The 20,576-nt window shown below is 64.7% G+C and carries 15 protein-coding genes; 5 read left to right on the top strand and 10 right to left on the bottom strand.

Annotated features, from left to right (window positions below; genetic code table 11):
* Positions 1-280: 280 nt before the first annotated feature.
* From ASE15_RS00490 to wecB, 5 genes are read left to right on the top strand one after another with little or no spacing between them, the layout of a single operon-like run.
* Positions 281-1,513: a glycosyltransferase family 4 protein gene (locus ASE15_RS00490; RefSeq protein ID WP_235534048.1), complete on the top strand. Its 1,233-nt coding sequence runs from the start codon at positions 281-283 to the stop codon at positions 1,511-1,513.
* Entirely contained in the window at positions 1,510-3,258 is a 1,749-nt protein-coding gene (locus ASE15_RS00495) for a glycosyltransferase family 4 protein (protein ID WP_056760494.1), read from the top strand. Before ASE15_RS00490 ends, ASE15_RS00495 begins: the two co-directional genes overlap by 4 nt.
* Positions 3,255-4,196 carry an ABC transporter permease gene (locus ASE15_RS00500; RefSeq protein WP_082618059.1) on the top strand — a complete coding sequence of 314 codons (942 nt, stop codon included), beginning with the start codon at positions 3,255-3,257 and terminating at the stop codon, positions 4,194-4,196. The genes ASE15_RS00495 and ASE15_RS00500 overlap by 4 nt, the downstream gene beginning before the upstream one ends.
* Positions 4,183-5,118 carry an ABC transporter ATP-binding protein gene (locus ASE15_RS00505; protein WP_082618060.1) on the top strand — a complete coding sequence of 312 codons (936 nt, stop codon included), beginning with the start codon at positions 4,183-4,185 and terminating at the stop codon, positions 5,116-5,118. Before ASE15_RS00500 ends, ASE15_RS00505 begins: the two co-directional genes overlap by 14 nt.
* Positions 5,119-5,120: 2 nt before the next feature.
* Entirely contained in the window at positions 5,121-6,242 is a 1,122-nt protein-coding gene (gene wecB / locus ASE15_RS00510) for a non-hydrolyzing UDP-N-acetylglucosamine 2-epimerase (RefSeq protein WP_056760496.1), read from the top strand.
* Between the two features lie 195 nt (positions 6,243-6,437).
* On the opposite strand, the gene ASE15_RS20585 is transcribed toward wecB, so the two are convergent.
* The 10 genes from ASE15_RS20585 to ASE15_RS00530 form a co-directional block, all read right to left on the bottom strand.
* Entirely contained in the window at positions 6,438-6,599 is a 162-nt protein-coding gene (locus ASE15_RS20585; RefSeq protein ID WP_157277081.1) for a hypothetical protein, read from the bottom strand.
* Positions 6,600-7,280: 681 nt separating this feature from the next.
* Positions 7,281-9,362, bottom strand: a complete 2,082-nt coding sequence (locus tag ASE15_RS20590; protein WP_162259106.1) for a hypothetical protein — start codon at positions 9,360-9,362, stop codon at positions 7,281-7,283.
* A gap of 183 nt (positions 9,363-9,545) precedes the next feature.
* The gene (locus tag ASE15_RS20595) at positions 9,546-9,950 is read right to left on the bottom strand and encodes a hypothetical protein (RefSeq protein ID WP_157277083.1); all 405 of its coding nucleotides are present in this window, start codon (positions 9,948-9,950) and stop codon (positions 9,546-9,548) included.
* A 129-nt stretch (positions 9,951-10,079) separates the two neighbouring features.
* Complete coding sequence (locus ASE15_RS20600; protein WP_157277084.1) at positions 10,080-11,282, bottom strand: hypothetical protein; 1,203 nt, start codon at positions 11,280-11,282, stop codon at positions 10,080-10,082.
* A 637-nt stretch (positions 11,283-11,919) separates the two neighbouring features.
* Positions 11,920-13,953: a glycosyltransferase family 2 protein gene (locus ASE15_RS20105; protein ID WP_082618061.1), complete on the bottom strand. Its 2,034-nt coding sequence runs from the start codon at positions 13,951-13,953 to the stop codon at positions 11,920-11,922.
* Positions 13,946-14,437, bottom strand: coding sequence for a hypothetical protein (locus ASE15_RS20605; RefSeq protein WP_157277085.1), 492 nt, complete (start codon positions 14,435-14,437; stop codon positions 13,946-13,948). Before ASE15_RS20605 ends, ASE15_RS20105 begins: the two co-directional genes overlap by 8 nt.
* A 12-nt stretch (positions 14,438-14,449) precedes the next feature.
* Complete coding sequence (wecC, locus tag ASE15_RS00515) at positions 14,450-15,733, bottom strand: UDP-N-acetyl-D-mannosamine dehydrogenase (protein WP_056760500.1); 1,284 nt, start codon at positions 15,731-15,733, stop codon at positions 14,450-14,452.
* A 20-nt stretch (positions 15,734-15,753) separates the two neighbouring features.
* Entirely contained in the window at positions 15,754-17,649 is a 1,896-nt protein-coding gene (locus ASE15_RS00520) for a glycosyltransferase (protein WP_235534053.1), read from the bottom strand.
* 128 nt (positions 17,650-17,777) lie between these two features.
* On the bottom strand, positions 17,778-19,061 hold the full coding sequence (gene manA / locus ASE15_RS00525; RefSeq protein WP_056760506.1) for a mannose-6-phosphate isomerase, class I: 1,284 nt from the start codon (positions 19,059-19,061) through the stop codon (positions 17,778-17,780).
* Between the two features lie 16 nt (positions 19,062-19,077).
* A complete protein-coding gene (locus ASE15_RS00530) occupies positions 19,078-20,547 on the bottom strand; it encodes an NCS2 family permease (RefSeq protein WP_056645409.1) in 1,470 nt (489 codons plus the stop codon).
* Between the last annotated feature and the right edge of the window lie 29 nt (positions 20,548-20,576).

Consider the following 20,576-nt stretch of genomic DNA (forward strand, 5'->3'; position numbering starts at 1 on the left):
GCGGGTCCCGGAATCGGCGCCCTCGCGCGGATGTTCACCCCACCTACCCATCTCTTGGCGTACCAACGGTCCCCTGGCACGGAGATAGACTGTGGAGGTTTCGCGTCGAACACGTGGGACGCACGTGCAATATTTCGGGCCGAACCGGCCCAGACCACGAGCAGTGTCGATGCCGACCTACCGGGATCGCTGAGAGAAACCAGGGGACATGGCCGGTCGCGCACCGAGGGGGGCGCTCCACGCGCGGCGGAAGCCGTCGTCGGGGCACCGCGTCCTCCTCGTGACCCATCACTACGCGCCCGAGACGGGGGCCCCGCAGCGCCGTTGGGGAGCGCTCGTCGCCCGGTTCGTCCCGGCCGGAGTCGATGTGAGCGTCCTTACTCCGCCTCCGCACTACCCCTCGGGCATCCTCGCCCCGGGGTCCGAGGCGCACCTGCCCGGGACGGTCTCGCGTGGCGCGCACGGTGAGCGCATCATCCGCGTGCGCTACCGGGAGCACACGACCTCCCTGGTCTCGCGCACGCTGGACCATCTCGTGGCCGCCCTGAGCTCGATCCACCTCGGCTGGCGGCGCCTGCGTCGCCGTACCGTCCGCCCAACGGTCGTGATCGGGACCGTGCCCGGGATCCCCAGCATGTTCGCGGCCTGGGCGCTCGCACGGATCTTCCGCGCCGCCCTGGTCGTCGAGATGCGCGACGCCTGGCCGGACCTCATCCGCCCGAGCGGGATCATGACCGGTTCGCTCGCCCAGCGACGCCCTGGCCGGGCGTTCGCGACGACGCTCGCGCACCGGGCCATCACGCGGCTGCAGTCCCGCGCCGACCTGGTGGTGACCACCACGGAGACGTTCGCCGACGTCGTCCGCTCCCGAGGCGCCCGCAACGTGGCCGTCGTGCGCAACGGCACGGCTTTCCCCGTGGTCAGCCAGCCTGCCGTGGCTCCGGGCACGGACCTCGCACCCCGTCCGTTCCGCGTCGTCTACGCCGGGACGCTCGGCAGGTCCCAGGGGCTCGAGGTCGTGGTGCGCGCGGCTGCCGTGGTCGAGTCCCGTGGGCTGCCGATCGAGGTCCGGATCGTCGGCGCCGGCAACGACGCGACGCAACTCGCCACACTCGCCCGGTCGTTGGGCGCGCCCGTGACGATCGGCCCGCCCATCCCGCACGCCGAGATCGAGGCCCTCTACGGCTGGGCCGACACCCTGGTCGTCTCCCTGCGCAACTGGGAGCCGTTCCAGTGGACCGTGCCGTCCAAGCTCTACGAGGTCATGGCCTCTGGTCACCACGTCACGGCGTGCGTCGCGGGAGAGTCTGCCGAGCTGGTCCTGTCGCTCGAGGCGGGCGACGTGGTGCCGCCCGGTGACGTCGAAGCCCTCGCGAACCTCTGGGCGGGCTACGCCACGTCCGGGACCGCGCCCGTCGCGAGCCACGCGGCCAGCGCGTGGGTCGCGGCCCACGCGAACGACGACGTCCTCGCCGAGACCTATCTCGCGCTGCTCGACGGCCTCACCCGATGAGCCGCCTGTCCTCCGCGCGCGAGCTCGCGCGCAACGTCCGCTTCGCCGCGTCCTTCGCGACGCGTGCACTCCTCGACGACCCGGTGTGGCTCGCGATCCAGGCCGTACGGCGCGCGCCGTCCCGGGTCAGAGCCGTCGTGGTCCGCGCACTGGGGCTCGCACCGTCCCCCTCGGCCTCTCGCGCTCTCTCGCACTACCTCGCAGGTGACTCGTCCGGGGCTGCCGACGAGTCGTCACGACTGCTCCAGAAGTCGGGCGGACGCTCGCGCATCGGCGCCGAGGTCGCCGTCGCCGTCGGACGCCCCGACCTCCTCGACGGCGTGCCCTCCCCCGGCCCTGCGGGCCTGCGGGCGCTGTGGCAGCGAGGGGACGTCACGGCCCTGCGTGCTGCGCACGCGTCGGGTCGCGCCGAGAAGCGGGTCCTGGCGAGCCTGCTGGGTCAGGTCGACGCGCTCGCGCCGCGCGCGGAGGTCCGGCTGTGGGAGGTTGCCGCGCCCTCCCCCGGTCCGACGGCGCCGCTCGCCGTGCTGCACCACCTCACCAACTCGTTGCCGCATACCCAGAGCGGGTACACCCTGCGCAGCCACGCGGTCCTCACCGCGCAGCGCGACGCGGGGATGCGGGTCCAGGCGACCACGCGTGCGGGCTACCCCGTGACCATCGGGTCGTTGGGCGCGCGCGGGGTCGACGTCGTCGACGGGATCCCCTACCGACGGCTCATCCCGACCGGCCTGCCGAACGATCCGGCGCGCCGTTTCTCGGACGCAACGGACCTGCTGGTCCGGGCTGCGGAGAGATTCGAGCCCGACGTCCTGCACACCACGACGCCCGGGACCAACGGAGAGGTCACGCGTGCCGCCGCGGAGCGGTTGGGGATCCCGTGGGTCTACGAGGTGCGCGGGCTGCCCGAGGAGACGTGGGTCGCGTCGCACAGCACGCCCGAGGCCCGGGAGGTCGCGGAGCGGTCCGAACGGCGCGCGCTGCTGCGCGCCAAGGAGACCGAGCTCGCGGTCGCCGCCGACGCCGTCGTGACCCTGAGCGCGACCATGCGTGACGAACTGGTCTCCCGAGGGGTTCCGTCCGAGCGGATCTCGGTCGTGCCGAACGCTGTGCGCTCCTCGCTCCTGACGGAGCACCCTGCGCCTGCCGCTGCCCGCGCGTCGCTGGGGCTGCCCGAGGCGTCGTTCGTGGTGGGCACCGTGAGCAGCCTCGTCGGATACGAGGGGCACGACACGATCCTGCGCACCGTCGCGCTGCTCCGTCAGCGTGGTCTGGACGTGACGGCGCTCGTCGTGGGCGACGGCGTGGCCCGGCCAGGCCTGCTGCGCCTGGCCGACGAGCTGGGTCTGGGGCCGCACGCGATCCTCCCCGGGCGGGTGCCCCACGAACAGGCTGCGCTGTACATGGCGGCGCTCGACGCCTTCCTCGTGCCGCGCCGCGACGACCGCGTGACCCGCCTGGTCACGCCCCTCAAGCCGGTCGAGGCCATGGCGATCGGGCGTCCTGTGATCGCGAGCGACCTGCCGGCCCTGGCCGAGGTGCTCGACGCACCGCACGGGGGGCTGCTCGTCGCCCCCGACGACCTGCCCGGGTGGGCGGATGCGATCGAGTCGCTGCAGCACGACCCGGCCCTCGCCGGCGAGCTCGTTGCCCGAGGTCGAGTACTTGCGAGCGAACGCACGTGGGCGAAAAACGCGGATGCGTACCGGGGTATCTACCGACGTTGCCTAGGATTCACCGCATGACCGCATCATCGAAGGCTCCCACGACGGGGCAGACGGAGGGGAAGGCCAGCCCGGTCGACCTCTACTCGATGCTCTTCGAGGGGCCCGAGACCAAGGTCGAGGTCATCTCGGCGGGGCGCCTGACGCGGGTCGGAGCCCGGCCGCCGTTGGGCGAGTACATCGCCCAGCTCTGGGACCGGCGCTACTTCCTGTGGGCCGACGCGCGGGCCAAGGTCACGAGCGGGACGCGCGAGACGCTGCTCGGCACGGCGTGGCTCGTGCTCAAGCCGATCCTGGACGGGCTGACGTACTTCCTGATCTTCGGACTGCTGCTGCAGTCGGGGCAGGGCGTTCCGAACTTCCTGGGCTACCTCATCGTCGGCACCTTCCTCTTCTCGTTCACCACGCGCTGCGTGACCGGGGGGGCGAGGGCGATCACCGCTGGACGGAACCTGATCCGCGCATTCGCCTTCCCTCGTGCCGCGCTCCCTATCTCGGTCGTCCTGCGTGAAATGCTCAACATGATCCCGGTCCTGGCGGCCATGATCGCCCTGCTCCTGGCTCTCCCACCCTCTGAGGTGCTCACCTGGCGCGTCGTGCTCGTCCCCGGCGTGCTGGCTCTTCAGGTGATCTTCTGCACCGGTCTGGCGCTACTGTTGGCCCGCGCCGCCGCCAAGGTCCCCGACCTCAATCAGCTCATCTCGTTCGCGATGCGCCTCTGGCTCTACGGCTCAGCGGTCTTCTTCTCGTACGAGAAGTTCATCGACCACCCCACGATGCTGGCTCTCATGGAAGCCAACCCGATGTTCATGGTGCTCGACATGGTCCGCGACTGTCTGCTCTACGGCGAGACGCCCGCGGGATCCATGTGGCTGTCACTGAGCGCCTGGGCATTCGGCGCACTTCTCGTAGGGTTCGTCGTCTTCTGGCAGGGGGAAGAGTCGTATGGTCGTCTCTGACCCTTTCGCTTCGGCGACCGTGGCGGTCCAGGACGTCCACGTCCGCTATCGCGTCCCGTCGACCGACGCGTCCGAGAGGCGCCGAGCAAACCCTCTGGCCCGCGCGGCCAAGACGCTCCTGGGCCAGCAGCCCATGGTCTTGGTCCGTGCCCTCGCCGGCATCTCCTTCGTCGCCCGCTCAGGCGAGCAGATCGGGATCGTCGGTCAGAACGGCTCGGGCAAGAGCACGCTCTTGCGAATCATTGCCGGGCTCGAGAAACCTGCCCGCGGACAGGTGCTCGCGGAAAGCACCCCGGTCCTGATCGGTGTCAACGCAGCCCTCGTCCCCGACCTGTCGGGGGAACAGAACGTCCGCCTCGGCTGCCTCGCGATGGGACTCACCCCCGACGAGACCGCGCTGGCTGTGCCGGACGTCATCAAGCTCGCCGGCCTCGGGAAGTCCATCTACCTCCCCATGAAGACGTATTCGTCAGGCATGGGCTCTCGCCTTCGGTTTGCCATCGCGACGGCAGCGAACCCCGACATCCTCCTCATCGACGAGGCTCTTGCGACCGGGGATGCCGCTTTCAAGGAGCGCAGCGAGGTCCGGATGGAGAAGCTCCGCGAGAACGCGGGCACCGTCTTCCTCGTGAGCCACGCTGCCCAGACCATCGAGGAAACCTGCACCCGGGCCATCTGGCTCAATCACGGCCGTCTCATCCTGGATGGTCCCGCCGAGGATGTGGCCTTGCGCTACCGCAAGTGGGCCTGGGCGATCGCCAAGGAGAAGCCCGAGGAAGCCAAGACGATCATCGAGGACGCGCTCAGCGAGCGTGAGGACACGTTCGTCAAGATCGAAGAACCCCCGGGGAAGCTCTACACCCCCCGCCACGTACGAGGGCAGCGGCCGAAGACCCGCGCCGACAATGCAGAGAGTAGGTAGCGATGCGCCCCCGCATCATGACCGTGTACGGCACCCGTCCTGAGGCCATCAAGGTGGCTCCCGTGATCAAGGCGCTCGAGGCGAGCGACGAGTTCGACAGCGTCACGGTGGTGACGGGCCAGCACCGCGAGATGCTGGACCAGGTCAACGAGCTGTTCGGGATCGTGCCGGACCACGACCTGAGCATCATGAGCCACGGACAGACGCTCGCGCAGATCTTCGCACGGGTGATCGAAGGGCTCGATCCGATCCTCGAGAAGGAAGAGCCCGCGGCCGTGATCGTCCAGGGCGATACGTCGACGTCGACGGCCGCCGCCCTCGCCGCGTTCTACCGCAAGATCCCGGTGATCCACCTCGAGGCCGGGCTGCGGAGCGGTGACATCTCCTCGCCCTTTCCCGAGGAGGCGAATCGCAAGATCACGACCCAGATCGCAGCACTGCACCTGGCGCCGACGGAAGTCTCCCGGGCGAACCTGCTGGCCGAGGGGATCGACGAATCGACGATCGTGGTCACCGGAAATACAGTCATCGATGCGCTCCTCATGACGGTCGGCAAGGAACTTCCCTTCTCGGACCCGGCGCTGGAATCCCTGGCGACCTCAGGCCGCCGCATCCTTCTGGTGACCACGCACCGCCGGGAGAACTGGGGAGGTGCGATGGAGGGAGTCGGCCGCGCGCTCGCTCGCATCGCGCTGGCATTCCCTGAGCTCGAGATCGTCCTTCCCGCTCACCGCAACCCGATCGTCCGCGAGGCTGTGCTCCCCCACCTCGTCGGCCTCGCGAACGTCACCGTCACGGAGCCCCTGGCCTACGGCGAGTTCACCAGGATGCTCGCGCTCTCGACCGTCATCCTGACGGACTCGGGCGGTGTCCAGGAGGAAGCACCCAGCCTGGGCAAGCCAGTACTGGTGATGCGCGACAACACGGAGCGACCCGAGGCCGTCACCGCAGGTACCGTCCGCCTCATCGGCACGGATGAGGAGCGCATCGTCGAGAGCGTCACCGAGCTCCTGACAGACACAGCGACCTATCAGAGCATGGCCCGCGCCCTCAATCCATATGGAGATGGGTCCGCTGCATCACGGACGCTCGACGCACTATCGTTCGCATCGACGGACGCGTAGAAGAACGAATCGGACCTCGGCCCGGGCGTCACAAGCGCGAACTAGTTGTTGCAGTTCATGGGGATAGTGACACGGGCTCGGGCGTGAGCAAGGGGTAGGTCCGATGAAGGACCTACCCCTTGTGTCGCACGCTAATGCCCTGCTGAGGCCCGGGGTGAGCCGGGCATGCTTGTCGCTCGAGGACCAGCGGGTGCGTCATTGAGAACAACTCGCGGGCGAAGCGCGCAGCGGCCGGGGCAGGTTCTCGTTCTCCTGCTCCAGCGCCCGGTTGCGCTTCGTCAGTTCACGCAGCGCGTCGGACCCGAACGCTGTGAAGCCGGGGCCGCGCTTGCCGTCTTCGCCGTCAGCGATCTTCAACCAGCGCTACAGACACGACCCGGAGATTCCGAAGTCCTTCGCGACCCGCCAGATCGGGGACTCGCCCTCACGGCAATCGCGACCAAGTCATAACGGAACTCTCTCGGGAACGTTTTAGGCACGATGGACGTCCTTCCAGGAACGACGACGGTCCTCACAGGTCAGTCATCCGAACCCTGGGCGTTCCCCTGCTACGTCACCCTGCCTTCAGCGATCGACGGGTTCAAGGCCACCCCGTTCTACCGGACCACCACCGCCGCCGCCACAAACCACCAACACATTCGGCGCCACAGGCCCCGTCACAACGGCAAGATTGAACGCTCTGCCCGGATCCTGGCCGAGGAGCTCCCCTACTCGCGCGTGGACCTCCGAAGCACCAGCGAGCCGAACCAGTCAAGACCTGGACTATCCACTACAACTACCATCGCGACGACACCGCCACAGGCAACCGACCCCCAGTCTCACGACTCCCGACCGGTGCCACGAACCTCGTGCGCCAGAACAACTAGTCAGCTGAACGCACATCCGCACCCAGCCAACGAACCGCCGTCTGGCACCATCCCCACACATCGATCCGTCCATTGGCGAGCCCGGAGAACTCACCAACGGTCGGCCCCGGCCAGGCAGAACCAATATCCCACTAACCGAACGCAATGCAGAAATGAATCGACCTACCGTCAATCAACCCTCCGAAACGGGGCCTGCGGCTGGAAGTATACCTGGCACGTCGAATACCCGCTGAACAACTGGATCACCGACCCACCGCACAAAAACCTCAGCGCGAACCGTGCCACTAAGTTGCTCATCAACCACAAACTCAAAAACACCGCTTTGGCTGTACCACTGGGTATCAATCCGCCGGCCATCGACGTGCAGATAGCATGCAGCCTCACTGCCCAACCGTAGCCCCGCAGTCGAAACGATCACATTCCTGCACGCATCGCCCTCAACTACCTGCACGGTCGCAGTCACTCCACTAAGATCGACTTGATCTATGTGTTTCCGCAATAGAACGGTGCTCGAATCGCTGGCAGCAATCCCACCCACCCTGGCACCGCTGAGGGAGTAAAAATCCTCACGCCAGGTACGGAAATCAAGATCCCTCACGCGCAGCCTCACGATAGGAGTCTCGAGTACGTCACGAGCGGTCTCGCTCGCCGCAAGGACAACCCGAAGCATCTTCTCATTGTACTGAAGAATGCGGGAAACCCTCGAAAGGAACCCGTCGACATCCCAATCGTCCATTCGAAGATGATCGGCCATGATTCCCAGATTCTCAAACGCTCGCTCGCCCCCGTCAAGAACAAACGCACGCCGAGGAGCCCCGGTCACCACGCGTGGGGGCGCAATACTCGAACCGAGTTTCGATGCGCGCAGCTCGTCCCGACGCAGGGCACCTGAATACCCCGACCACGAGCTCTTTGAACCAGTTGTCGCGAATCGATCGGTCCATGGAGGTGAAACAAACGGCAGCGCATTGAGATCTGGCATCGTACGCTCAAGAATATCGAACAGAACCCGCCCGTCTTCCCGATCTACGCGCTCGAGAAGGCGATTCGCCGCCACGAACTCGGGCTGCGCCAAGGGGTAGACGATCGAAGGACCAAGTGGTCGCTGAAACGCCGCCGTCCCGGCATGACATCTATTTCTATACGCAAGGTAAGAAGCGTCAATCTGCGCGATGACGTCCTGCCCGTCCTCCAATGAGAAGGCGCGCACGAACGAGGCTTCCGATGATTCGTAAAGTTCACGACCGATCAGCCAGGATGGACAGATAGCTCGGAACAGCGAGCGCAAATCACGCTCGACTGAATCATCGACCTTTCCCGCTTTTGACCACCAGCCAGGCAGACTGGTTCGATAACCAGCCCCGAGATAGCTTCGGACGAGCTCTCCCCCGATACCGACGAAACCAATCCGCTCAACGGGTCTTGCCACTGTCTCGTGCGCGACAAACTCAAAGGAACCATTGCTCCGGTAATTCTGCCAATATGAAAGATCGTCCTCGAAGGAAACGCGCGAGGCGTCGCTTGGCTCGGGCGCCCACCATCGAAGATCAAAGCGCTGCACGAGTCGACTCGCCGTTACAAAGTCGCGCGAAAAGATCTCCTGACTCGCGCTCACGGGGCCACTCGGAATCTGGGTCCAGGTATGAACATCACGCTCAGCCCCGGCAGCCACGAGGAGGCCAAGCACGGCGCGCGAGTCTTTGCCCCCCGAGAGACTAAACTGGACCGGCTTTCCTGACTCAATCGACGATTGAATAACACCCACTGCGCGGTCAATGCCTGCACCAATAAGCGCATCATAGTCATTCGACTCGACCGCAGCCGGGCGCTCAATTACACCGAACCCGTTCTCATCCAACACGAGGAGATCATTATTACCGAGCACGAAGACACCATCGGCAAAACTCTCATCCGAGGCGCGGGTCCTGAAGATATTATTTGTGGAGATCAAGCTCGGCAATGCGATATCGAACCGCAGCTTGTTGGTTTGGCCTTGGAGTCTTCGCGCAGCAAGTATGCCTCTGAATGAGGGCGAAACAAGAACGGTGCGACTTCCTGTTGCCGTCGGATCTGGAAATTCCGAATAGAACAATTGCGCGTAACCGAAATGATCCGCGCCAACAGCGATTTGATTCGCGCCCTTGAGGCGAAAAACACCGTACCATTCTCCCGTCCATGCGAGTGTCGCCGCAAGGGTAATTTCAGAGAAAGTCTGTCCGAAGGACAAATCAGCAGGCATTCCGGGGCTAGACATCTGCCCGCTCAGTGAAATCGACCGGTACTCGGCAGGACTGCCCTGAAGTCCAGTGTACGAACGAGTTCCGACCCCTCTGAAGGTAAGGACCTCGTGCTCACGATCTCCAAAAGTGCTCGCTCGAGAATCTCTCATATCATCATTCCAATCATCCACCGTTCAGACAGGATCCGTTCACACCGCCTACTGGGCCCGATATGCCGCCGCCATAATGGATATCGGCGCGCGGTCTTCCCCATACTTGCGCACAGACAGTTCCGAGCAATATAGGCCTGCCGGGATCTTGAAAGAGATCTCAACTTCACTTTTGCCAGGCACGGTCCATAGGTAGCGGTAGTGTCCAACGGTCGGGTTGGCAGATCTATGGACATCCGAGGCCCGGAGCTGCTGGTCCCAGTCCGACCTTTCTCCAAGCGGACCCATCGAGTCGTGCAGGACGAGCGATGCAAGGGTATCGCGCGCTCCAACGGCCGGACCCGCTTTGAGTGCGAGCCCAAGATGCAGGGTGCCCTCGAACGCAGGGAGATCCAGCCGCAAAGGAACTTGGGTCAGTTCCTGAGGCGAATCAATCAGGCCGATCCAACTCATCGTTCAACCTTTCGAATGCTCTGCCCGCTGCGGACGGTCAAGTCGCGGCGGTGAGGTGGTGGGAGTCTTTGGACGGGCTACCAACGCGAAAACACTGCAATCCACTGCTCGCTTAGGCGACCGTCGTGGCTAGTTCGGACGCGCTCGCATCACGTCGTTGCTTAATCTGCTTAGAACCTGCTGTATCGACGAGACGTCGCCCAGCTTTGCCGCATACTCCAATCCGAATGACGAGGCAGGGCTACCCGGGGAGAGCAACGCTAGGATCCTCGAGCCCGATCCAAGATAGTCGCTCAACTTCGAAGGAAGGAATGGATTCAGTCCCTCAAAACCAATGGCGTGCGCATCATTTAGAACGAGCCCGTCGTATGTTGACTGCAGTCGAAGAGACTCCAAATATGGAACTGGGCTGAAAGTCCGAATCAGGTCACCAATACCCAGAATTGTGGCCGCGGATTGCAGGTTCGGGGGAGCCTCACCGTAGACGTCGAGTTCAACAGCCAATCCGCCCGTGAATCTAATAGCCGACAGCGCTTCAAGAAGTTGACCAAGGCCACGGTTCGTGTAGAACGTTCCAAAGTAGGCCAGCCGGAGCCGTCTCGCTGTTGTGAGGCCAGACGAAACCGAGCCCTGATAGAACTTCTCGTCCGGTATCGGGTGGTAGCTCACCCTCGCGCGACCCCTGATCTGACGCCGTAGGCCCGGATCCTCGACCTCGGCAATCATGACGTCTCGCTGTTGCTCATTCGTGAAGACAAGTTCGTCTGCAAGTGCGTATGGCAGAAACTCCGCCCAGTTAAGAATTGTAGGGTTGTCGCTCAGCAACCCCTGAAAGTCGGATGGAACACCCGCATTCAGGGCGCTTGAGATCAAGTCCTTGGGCACCCCCGCAGACGACCGCATCCCTCCTGAGACATCCCTTCGTAGCGGATCCGAGAACTCCGCAACCCAATACGTACTAGGATGTCTGATTTTCGCCAGGGCACCCAGGAAGTGGGAATGTGGCCACATCGACCGTGAGTACGCTCGATCGTAGAGCCGACCCGTCCTCGCGATCGATTCGAGGCCGCCTTGAACAAAGGCGGCAACGGATTCCCAGGAATCGAAGGCAACGCGACCTTTCAACAAGAAGTGACGATCAATAGTGGATGCCACCATGCTGTAGAGAGAATCGTCACGAGTGCGCAAACCAGAGAGATCCTGGGAAACGACATCCACCATCTCGCCACGCGCCGCCACCCGCTTGACCGCAGTGATCGCTGAAGCATCGACGAAGGGAGCAAAGTTGTAGGCGAATACGACCTCTCTAGCCATCGGCATTCTCGCCGTCATGTATCACCTCGAGGCCTAGACTTACAGCCTCTAGGAGTCTCTCCATTGCCAAGACTGCAGTCGTCGATATTCCACTGCCGACCCTCAGGATATAGCTGCTGACGTCGAGCATTTCGCCGTAGGCGACACATGCGGCCAGTGGAGCACCGAGCCGGTCCTGTGCTGAAGGCGCCATTTCACCGAGCGGACGCGCATTCGTTGGGAGTTCAATATGCGTTCCGTGACGGCTGATGGCGAGAGTCGCATTCGGTAGCCCGAGCCCCACCGAAGGGCCCGTCACTTCGGTGCTCGCCGATCCACAGAGAACGCTAACCGTTCGCGTTCCTCGGGGAATTGGCAGGTTTCGCCGTGTAATCGGTGCGACAGAGATCCATGCGGGCTGAAAGAACTCACTGATCCTCTGGGCGGTAAGACTCGAGATCTCCCAGTCAAACTCTATTCGATCGGAAGTCCAAGGATGGAAGGCGAGCACTGCCGCAACCGCTGCCCTCTCCGGTGTGAGACTTTCGGGCGCCAACCCGAAGAGATCCAGCTGTGGAATCGGAGGGTATGCGTCAAACTCACCCGGTGACACTCGAAGCCGCGTACCACGATTCTTCTCGAGCGGTTCTTGTACTACGTGCATCTAGGACTCTCCTCAAGAAGCCGTGAGCGAAATGGCGGCGGTTCCCACCAGTCGAACTTCGGATACAGATCCCGACAGCATTGTCGCCGCAAGGAGTCCATCTGCAGCGTCGCCTGGTGTGAGGGGGCCACCGAGGGCGATCAGGTACTGTTGCTCTCGCCAACGAACTTCCTTGACCGCTACCGACGCGATGGGAAGCCATTGCTTCCAATCATCGCTCAACTTGCTCATTCGTCGAGAATCCGTGCTCGAAAGCGCCATTGCGCTGAGCCAGAACTCGTCGGGCCTACCCGTCCCGTGAATTGCGGCGTTCACATCGACGACCATCTTTTCCAACCATCGCTCCCCGCCAGCAGCTTCGTTCTGCATTGACGACTCAACGGGATGGATGCTAACTCCCTGGCTTTTGGCTATTCGCTGGAGTCTCATGATTTCACCGCTGGTCAGCTCGTCGATCTTCCAAGCGAGTATCGTTGCACCTCCACCCAGAGTTCCAATTTCTAGTTGCTCCCCAAAGGTGATCTTCGAATAAGCTGCCCGCTTTACGACTCTGCGCAGGGATTTTACATCCGCGCTGACCAGGACTACCGTCGTCGCGGCCAGGTCGGCGGGAACCCTCAACTGCTCGGCCGAGTCTTCGCTCAAGCTTGTCCGAACGGGGTCATCCATAACGCCGAGGGCGAGCCCTTCCCAATCGAGCTGAACATTGCCCCGACCTGCTACGCCCCTTGCCCTTGACGCCACCATCCATCGGCCCACTGTCTCGGACTCGGCCACACGCGCTCCCGACAACGCGACCAGATCCGCGATGGCACCAAACTCCGCGACCTCAGAGTCCCAGGAAGTCAATATTCCCAGCAGAGTCTTTCTATGAATGAACATGTTGGGGCGCTCTCTTTGAACGTAGTTTACGTTCAAGAGATCGCTTAGGACCGCAGTCCGATCCTCACATGCCCGAATTCCATCAATACAATGTGCCAGCAGATCGGCAACTCGGGAAGTATGGTAGTACGCCGACTCCGCTTCCCACATGAAGTACGTTCCGCGCGTTTCGCGCAACACAGCTGCGATCCGGTCCTTTTCCGACTGGCCAGACATCTGTATCGCCCTGACACGATCGTCCCCGATATCCTCAACCCGCAAATCCATCTCTGTCTGATCAGGGCCCCAGAGAATCACTTCGATGGCCGAGACACTTTGTGTGAGGATCGATTCGATCGACAACTCGGCTGTAGCGTCCCATTCGAGGTATTTGAACACGATCGAGCACACCGGGTTCGCCGAAGGTCCCACAAGACAGTTGGTGGTGCCGTTACGGACTGCCGTTCGATCGTTCGTGTAGATTTCGCGATTGTTCTTGATCGCTTTGGCGAAAGATGGATCGGTCTGTGCATTGTTCGCGGTCGGCGCGTGCCACATGTGAAACATCTTCGCCATGGGGTGGTCAAGCCACTGGATGCGAGAGCCCGCCCGCCTGCAGCGGTTGCCGAAATCAATGTCCTCACCTCCGTAGGTGTGGAGACGCTCGTCGAGGCCCCGGATTTCTGCCACTACTTCTCGCGAGTGTGCCACAAATCCCCCCATTCCCCATCGGGGACGAATGCTGGAGACTCTCGAGAGATTCTGCCAATCGACTTCCTTCAGCTCGATCTCGGCGTCAGAATATCCCTCAGGAAGATCTCGGCATTGGAGAATCACTGTATCGAGCGGGAACGCACGAATATGGTCAGCGACGGTTGCTAGCGTCGTTGGAAGGAAGATCATGTCCGCGTCGGTGACCGCAAGAACTTCTCCGGTTGCGATCGCATATCCAGCATTGAGCGCCCGAGACCGTGACCAGCCGTGCACTGGTTCCGACCAGACGTACTTCGCCCCGTGGGCGACCGCGACCGCCTGAACCTCGTCAGCATTATCGCTGCCGTAGTCGGAAACTATGATTTCGATTCGACCTGTATACGTGCTCATCATGAGTGAGTCAATGCACGCGGCGAGGCGCCCTAGGCCCCAATTGCGAAATCCAATCACCACCGAGACCGAGTCAACCATATTGCTTCACGTCTCCAATCAGTCCAAGCGTCTCCACGAGACCGGAGCCGATGATCGGGTCCGGCGTGAGCGAAACTGCCATTGCACCAAAAGTGCCTATAACGGAGGCGGCCTTGCGGTCAAACCTCACGAGCTGAACTCTCAGGCCAAAGAATGGTTCTGCAGAGCGGAGTTCCCTGAGTACCGACCGGCCGTGCGCTTCTCCCGGTGAAACATACGAGAAGGGCAATGCAAATACCGCACTTGCATGCCAGGTCACGGGTGGCTCTCCCAAGACCCGTCCATCTCGATCCAACAGCCAGGCGAGCGCGACGTACTGGTTCTCACGAACTACCCCTTGTCGCGATAGTGCAAAGTTCGCTGCCCGGATTGCAGTGCTGCTCTGATACTCAAACTGTAGAACTCTTCCACGTCGACTCGCAAGCTTCTCCCTGAGATTCGCTTTGGAGATCGCTTTGGAGCTGACGGTCGGCTTGTCACTCATCAATTCCACCGTTCAAAGGACTATCTTGGCGTCGGACTGTCCTCTTCGCTGAGGTTCCCAAATTCCTCGAGTATCGATTCGCGCAACGCTCCTGCTTCCGATCGGCGGGTTTGCTTCAAACTGGTCGTGGTCAACCAGCAGCACCACCACATCGGCTTGAGCCAACGCGTCCTCGAGTGACACCAGTTCGACGTTGCGACGGTTTGCCAGCTCCTTGGGGAGTTCCTCGATGTGCGGCTCGACGACGAGGATCGTCGCATCGGCCATCTCGTCTGCGAGCTGCCCGACGATCTTGCGTGCCGGCGACTCGCGGAGGTCGTCGATGTTCGCCTTGAAGGCGAGGCCCAGTGCTGCCACGGTCGGGTTCGGAACGCCCTTCGCGGCTTTGCCCACCTTGTCGATGACCCACTGGGGCTTCGCATCGTTGACCTCGCGGGCGGTGCGGATGAGCCGTGCATCCTCAGGGGCTGCGTCGACGATGAACCAAGGGTCGACGGCGATGCAGTGTCCACCCACGCCCGGGCCCGGCTGGAGGATGTTCACGCGCGGGTGGTGGTTGGCGAGGCGGATCAGCTCCCAGACGTCGATGCCCAGGTTGTCGCTGATGACCGAGAGCTCGTTCGCGAACGCGATGTTCACGTCGCGGAACGAGTTCTCGACGAGCTTGGCCATCTCCGCCGTCACGGCGTCCGTCAGGAGGATCTCGCCCTGACAGAAGACCTGGTAGAGGTCGCGAGCACGCTCAGCAGCCTCGGCCGTGAGACCACCGACAATACGGTCGTTCGTGACGAGCTCGATCATGACGCGTCCAGGGAGCACGCGCTCCGGGCAGTGCGCGACGTGGATGACCGGGCGGTCTCCCGAGCCGTCCAGGCTCAGATCCGGACGAGCTTCGAGGATCCAGTCCGCCATGCGCTGCGTCGCTCCGGGAGGGGACGTCGACTCAAGGATCAAGAGCTCACCACCCTGCAGCTGAGGCGCGATCGCCTGAGCAGCGGCCTGGATGTACGACAGGTCCGGCTTCATGCCGTCCGTGAAGGGCGTGGGCACAGCCACGATGAAGGCGTCTGCCGGGGACGGCGTCAGCGCTGCGCTCAGCTTCCCCTGAGTCACGGCCCCCGCCACGTACGTAGCGAGGTCCGGCTCGACGAACGGTACGTCGCCGCGGTTCACTGCATCGACGGTCCGCTGGCTGATGTCGACCCCCAGGACCGTGACGTCCTGCGACGCCAGGATCGCGGCCGTCGGAAGGCCGATGTATCCCAGTCCGATCACCGCGACAGAGCTGATGCCCATGGTGTTCCCGTTCTCCCTGCTCAGACGAGGACGTGCGAGTCCGCACGCCCGTAGAACTCGACGCGGCCGCTCGCAAGCAGCTCGGCGTCGGAAACTGTCCAGGTGTGTGCCCCGGAACCGGAACGTACCTGCACAAAGTTGAAGCGGTCCGCTGAGAACACGCGCGCCCCCGCGTCCACAGCATCCCGGAGGAACGCGGTGTCCTCGCCCCGGCCCACGTCGTGGAACGGGGTGGTCACCGCGAGGCCTCGCCGGGTCACGATCGTCGGCCCCATCACCCGGTCGGTGAAGCGGCGCTCACGGTCTGCGAAACGCAGCAGCGTGGCATCCATGCCCTCGACGTACATGTAGTGCGCCTGCTTGCCGACGACATCCGCACCGCTGTAGGCCATGGCGTACAGCTGGTCGGAGAGGTACTGCGCGCCGTAGAGGTCGTCGTCGTCCATCTTGGCGACGACGTCGCCGTCCGCGGCAGCGACCAGCCGGTTGAGGCAGCTTCCGAGCGAGACGTCAGAGCCGGCCGTCAGGAGCACCAGGTCCTCGACGCCCGCCTCCTTGGCACGCAGACGCAGGTCCGCCTCGTCGACCTCGAAACCGTGGGTCAGCAGTGCAAGCTGGAGCACCACGTCTTCCTGCCCACCCACCGTCCGCAGGACGTGGTCGAGCTGGTGCGGCCGGTTGGTCGAGACCAGGGCTGTCACCGACGCGCGCGGCACCGCGGGCGAGTCCGCCAGGCCGACGCCGTGCAGCACGCTCTGCACTCGCGCCCCGTACGTGTGCTCTCGCCAGATCCGGCGCTGCCCCAGGTGCGTCGCACGATCGCGCAGCTCGTCGGAACGCACGAGCGCCCGCACGGTGTTCCCGGCCTCGGCGCGATCGGAGACCACGAACACCTCGTCCGCGGGGAAGAACTCACCGATCGCGCGGCTCGGGGTCGTCACGACGGGTGTGCCGCAGGCCGTGATCTCGAAGACCCGGCGCGCGCACATGCTCGGGGAGTCCACGATCGAGTTCACGTTGAGGAAGACCTTGTACTCGCGGTACGCGGTGAGCATCCGCTCGTAGTCCAAGGACCCGACGACGCGGTCGGCCAACGGCTCCGGGAACTGGTAGTTCTTGTCGCCGCCCTGGAAGCGGGAGAAGATCTCCAGCCCGTGCTCCATGCGCGACGAGACGTCGAACGCCCCACCCAGGAGCAGGTCCATCTGCTCACGACGTTCCGGGTACTTGTGGGCGAAGTACATGCCACCGAACGCGACGTCCCGCTCCGGGCCGCGCCCGTGCGACCGGACCGGGTTGTGGATCGCGGGCTGCGCCGCGAAGGGGAGAACGCTCACACGGTCGTGGCCGAGCCGCGCGACGTAGTCGGGTACCCGGTCGACGTCGGTCGTGCAGACGTGGTCGAAGAGCGCCGCCGCATCGAGGAAGTCCTCGAAGTGGACCGGGTCCTCCTTGTTCCAGAAGACCGTCGGGATGCCCCGCTCACGGCAGTACGCGACCAGCTCGACGAACGCCGGCCGGGGGGCTGACGTCCCGGTGAGGTGGTACTGCCAGGCCCCGCTGTTGCCGTTCCATGCCGACTCGACGAAGAGCAGGTCGATCGGCTCGTCGGCCAGCACCTGACGCCATGACGAGGGCTTGAGCAGCACCTGGTCCCACTCGAATGCGAACGCAAGCCGGGAGAAGTCGTCGAGGATGACGCCCACACGTAAGCCAGGCCGAGCAGGGAGACGATCAGAGAGGTCCCACGGGTCGAACGTCAGGCCGGCCTTGGTGAAGTACCCGCCGCGCCCGCTCCCCGGGGACGGGACACGCTGCCGACGCAGGAAGGACTGCAGCTGGGACACCCCACCGTGCCGAAGATGCCAGAGGGCCCGGCGCGCCGCGCCCAGTCCCCCGCCCCTGCGAGTCGTCACATCTGCCATCCTGGCTCGTTGCAATGGAGCACCCGTATCCAGCGCGGACGCGGGAAGTGCTCGGACGAGCAGGCCTCGGAGTGCGGCACTATAGTACCGCTCCCAGGCGATTCACAGCAGCAGGCGTCTCACGGCACGTACGCGACGACCGTCCGCCCTGATCCGCGCAACGCCAACGTTCCTGCAGCGTGCGGGACGAAGACCGACTCGCCCGCGCGCACCACTGCCTGCAGAGATTCACCCGGTGTGCCACTACCGGCAGCAGGACACTCCACCTCGATCTGCCCGTCGAGGACCAGCACGATCCGGGGCCCCTCGGCCGGCAGTGCCACGGCCCCGTCGCCGACGGTCACCTCTCCCATGACGAGCGCGAACTCCGGGATCGCCGCCCGGTACTCCTGCAGCCCGCCGCCGGCCGCGAGCGTGCCCCGACGTCCGGGCGCGGTCCCCGCCCCGAGCCGCCGGACCCGCGGGCGGGCCGCAGGCCCTGGAGCGTACGCGACGCACGCCAGCAGGGCCTCGACGTCCACCCGCTTGGTGGTCAGCCCGGCACGCAGCACGTTGTCCGAGCTCGACATGACCTCGACCGCGCACCCCGAGAGGTAGGCGTGCACGTGCCCGGCCGGGACGAACATCGACTCCCCCGGCTCGAGCGTGACACGGTTGAGCATCATCGACACGATCGCCCCGGGATCCCCCGGGTGCTGCTCCGCGAGAGACACCACGGTGGCGTCGGCGCGAGGCGACGTCGTGCCCGCACCCAGCCGAGCAGCGACGTCGGCGACCGTCACGGCCAGGTCCGCTGCGACGTCGGGCAGGGTCCTCGCGTGCAGCGCGAGCGTGAACGCCTCCTGCAACCCGGCTGCAGAAGGGCGCGCCGCGAGCGCGGCCCGCATCCGGGCGACCAGGTCCCCCCGGAGCCCGTCGAGCAGCTCCAGGACCCGCGCCGGACGCCGGAACCCCGAGAGCCCCTCGAACCTGCTGATCGCGACGACCATCTCCGGCTTGTGCTGGTCGTCGTGGAAGCTGCGCTCGGCCGACCCTCGTGGGATGCCCGCCCGGTTCTCGCGGTTGAACCCCGCCCGCGCCCGGTGCGGCTGCGGGTGGACCTGCAACGACAGCGCGCGATCCGCCGCGAGCACCTTGAGCAGGTACGGCAGGCGCGGGCCGTACTCGTCCAGCACGCGCTGCCCGAGCATCGCGACGGGGTCCGCACGGATCAGGTCCGCCAGGGACGACGAAGGCCCGCCGTCGGCCGAAGCCGACGACGGGCCCTTCGGGTGTGCGCCCATCCACATCTCGGCGAGAGGGCCTCCGTCCTGCTCCATGCCCAGCAAGGAGTGCAGGGCACTCCTCGAACCCCAGTCGTAGGACTGGAGCGTGGGCGTCAGGTGCAGGATCGGCGAGGTCATCGCCAGCGAGCGTACGTCAGACGCCCAGCGCGTCGCTGATCGGGTCGAGGGTGAAGTAGATGACGAACGCGGCCGCGGCCACCCACATGAGCGGGTGGATCGCCTTGACCTTGCCCAGCGCCAGCTTGATGACCACGAACGCCAGGAAGCCCGCACCGATGCCGGCCGTGATCGAGTAGGTGAACGGCATGAGCGCGATCGTGAGGAACGCGGGGATCGCGACCTCGACGTTGTTCCACTTGATGCCCGTGATCTGGGTCATCATGAGGAAGCCGACGAGGACGAGCGCCGGTGCGGCCGCCTCGCTCGGGACCAGGGCGACGAGCGGCGACAGGAAGGTCGCCAGGAGGAAGGCGATGCCGGTCACGACAGCCGAGAGGCCCGTACGGGCGCCCTCGCCCACGCCGGTCGTCGACTCCACGTAGCTCGTGTTGGACGAGACGCTCGCGGCGCCACCGGCCGCGGCAGCGACCGAGTCCACGATGAGGATCGCGCGCGACTTGGGCGGGTTGCCCGTCTCGTCGAGCAGCTTGCCCTCTGCGCCGACGGCGACCATGGTGCCCATGGTGTCGAAGAAGTCCGCGAGGAGCAGCGAGAAGACGAGCAGGACGACGGTGACGACGCCGACCTTCTCGATCGAGCCCAGCAGCGAGAACTGACCCAGCAGACCGAAGTCGGGGACCGAGACGGGGCTGCCGTCGAGAGCCGGGGCGTTCAGGCTCCAGCCGTTCGTCGCACCGGCGCCCTTGGTGCCGACGCCCGCGATCGCCTGGATGACCACCGCGAGGACCGTCGCGGCGAGGATCGAGATGAGGATCGCGCCCCGGACCTTGCGGACCCACAGGACGATCATGAGGACCAGGCCCACCACGAAGACGAGGATGGGCCAGCCCGCGAGGGACCCGGTCGCGCCGAGCTGGAGCGGCGTCCCGCCGCCCGAGGCGACGAAGCCCGCGTTGACCAGACCGACGAGCGCGATGAACAGTCCGATGCCGACGCTGATCGCCGTCTTGAGCTCGACCGGGACGGCACGGAACACGGCCTCGCGGAAGCCCGTGAGGACGAGCACGAGGATGATGAGCCCCTCGATGACCACGATGCCCATCGCGTCGGCCCACGTGACGTCAGGGATCGTGGCGATCGTGAACGCGACGACCGCGTTGAGGCCCAGGCCCGCGGCCAGAGCCATGGGGTAGTTCGCGAAGACGCCCATCGCGATCGTCATGATCCCGGCGACGAGCGCCGTGGTGGCCGCGATCATGGCCATGTTCGGTCCGTCGGTGCCGCCGCCCAGGAAGCGGCCCGTGCCGTCCGCACCCGAGAGGATGATCGGGTTCAGGATGATGATGTAGGACATCGCGAAGAACGTGACGAGACCGCCACGGATCTCGGCGCCGATGGTCGAGCCGCGCTCGGTGATCTTGAAGAAGCGGTCGATGCCGCTGGAACGCGGGGGTGCTTCGCGCTCGTCAGTCGTGGTGGTCATGGGGAGAATGGTGCCAGATGTCGTGTCGC

This window comes from Oerskovia sp. Root22, from assembly GCF_001429135.1.
Lineage (GTDB): Bacteria > Actinomycetota > Actinomycetes > Actinomycetales > Cellulomonadaceae > Oerskovia > Oerskovia enterophila.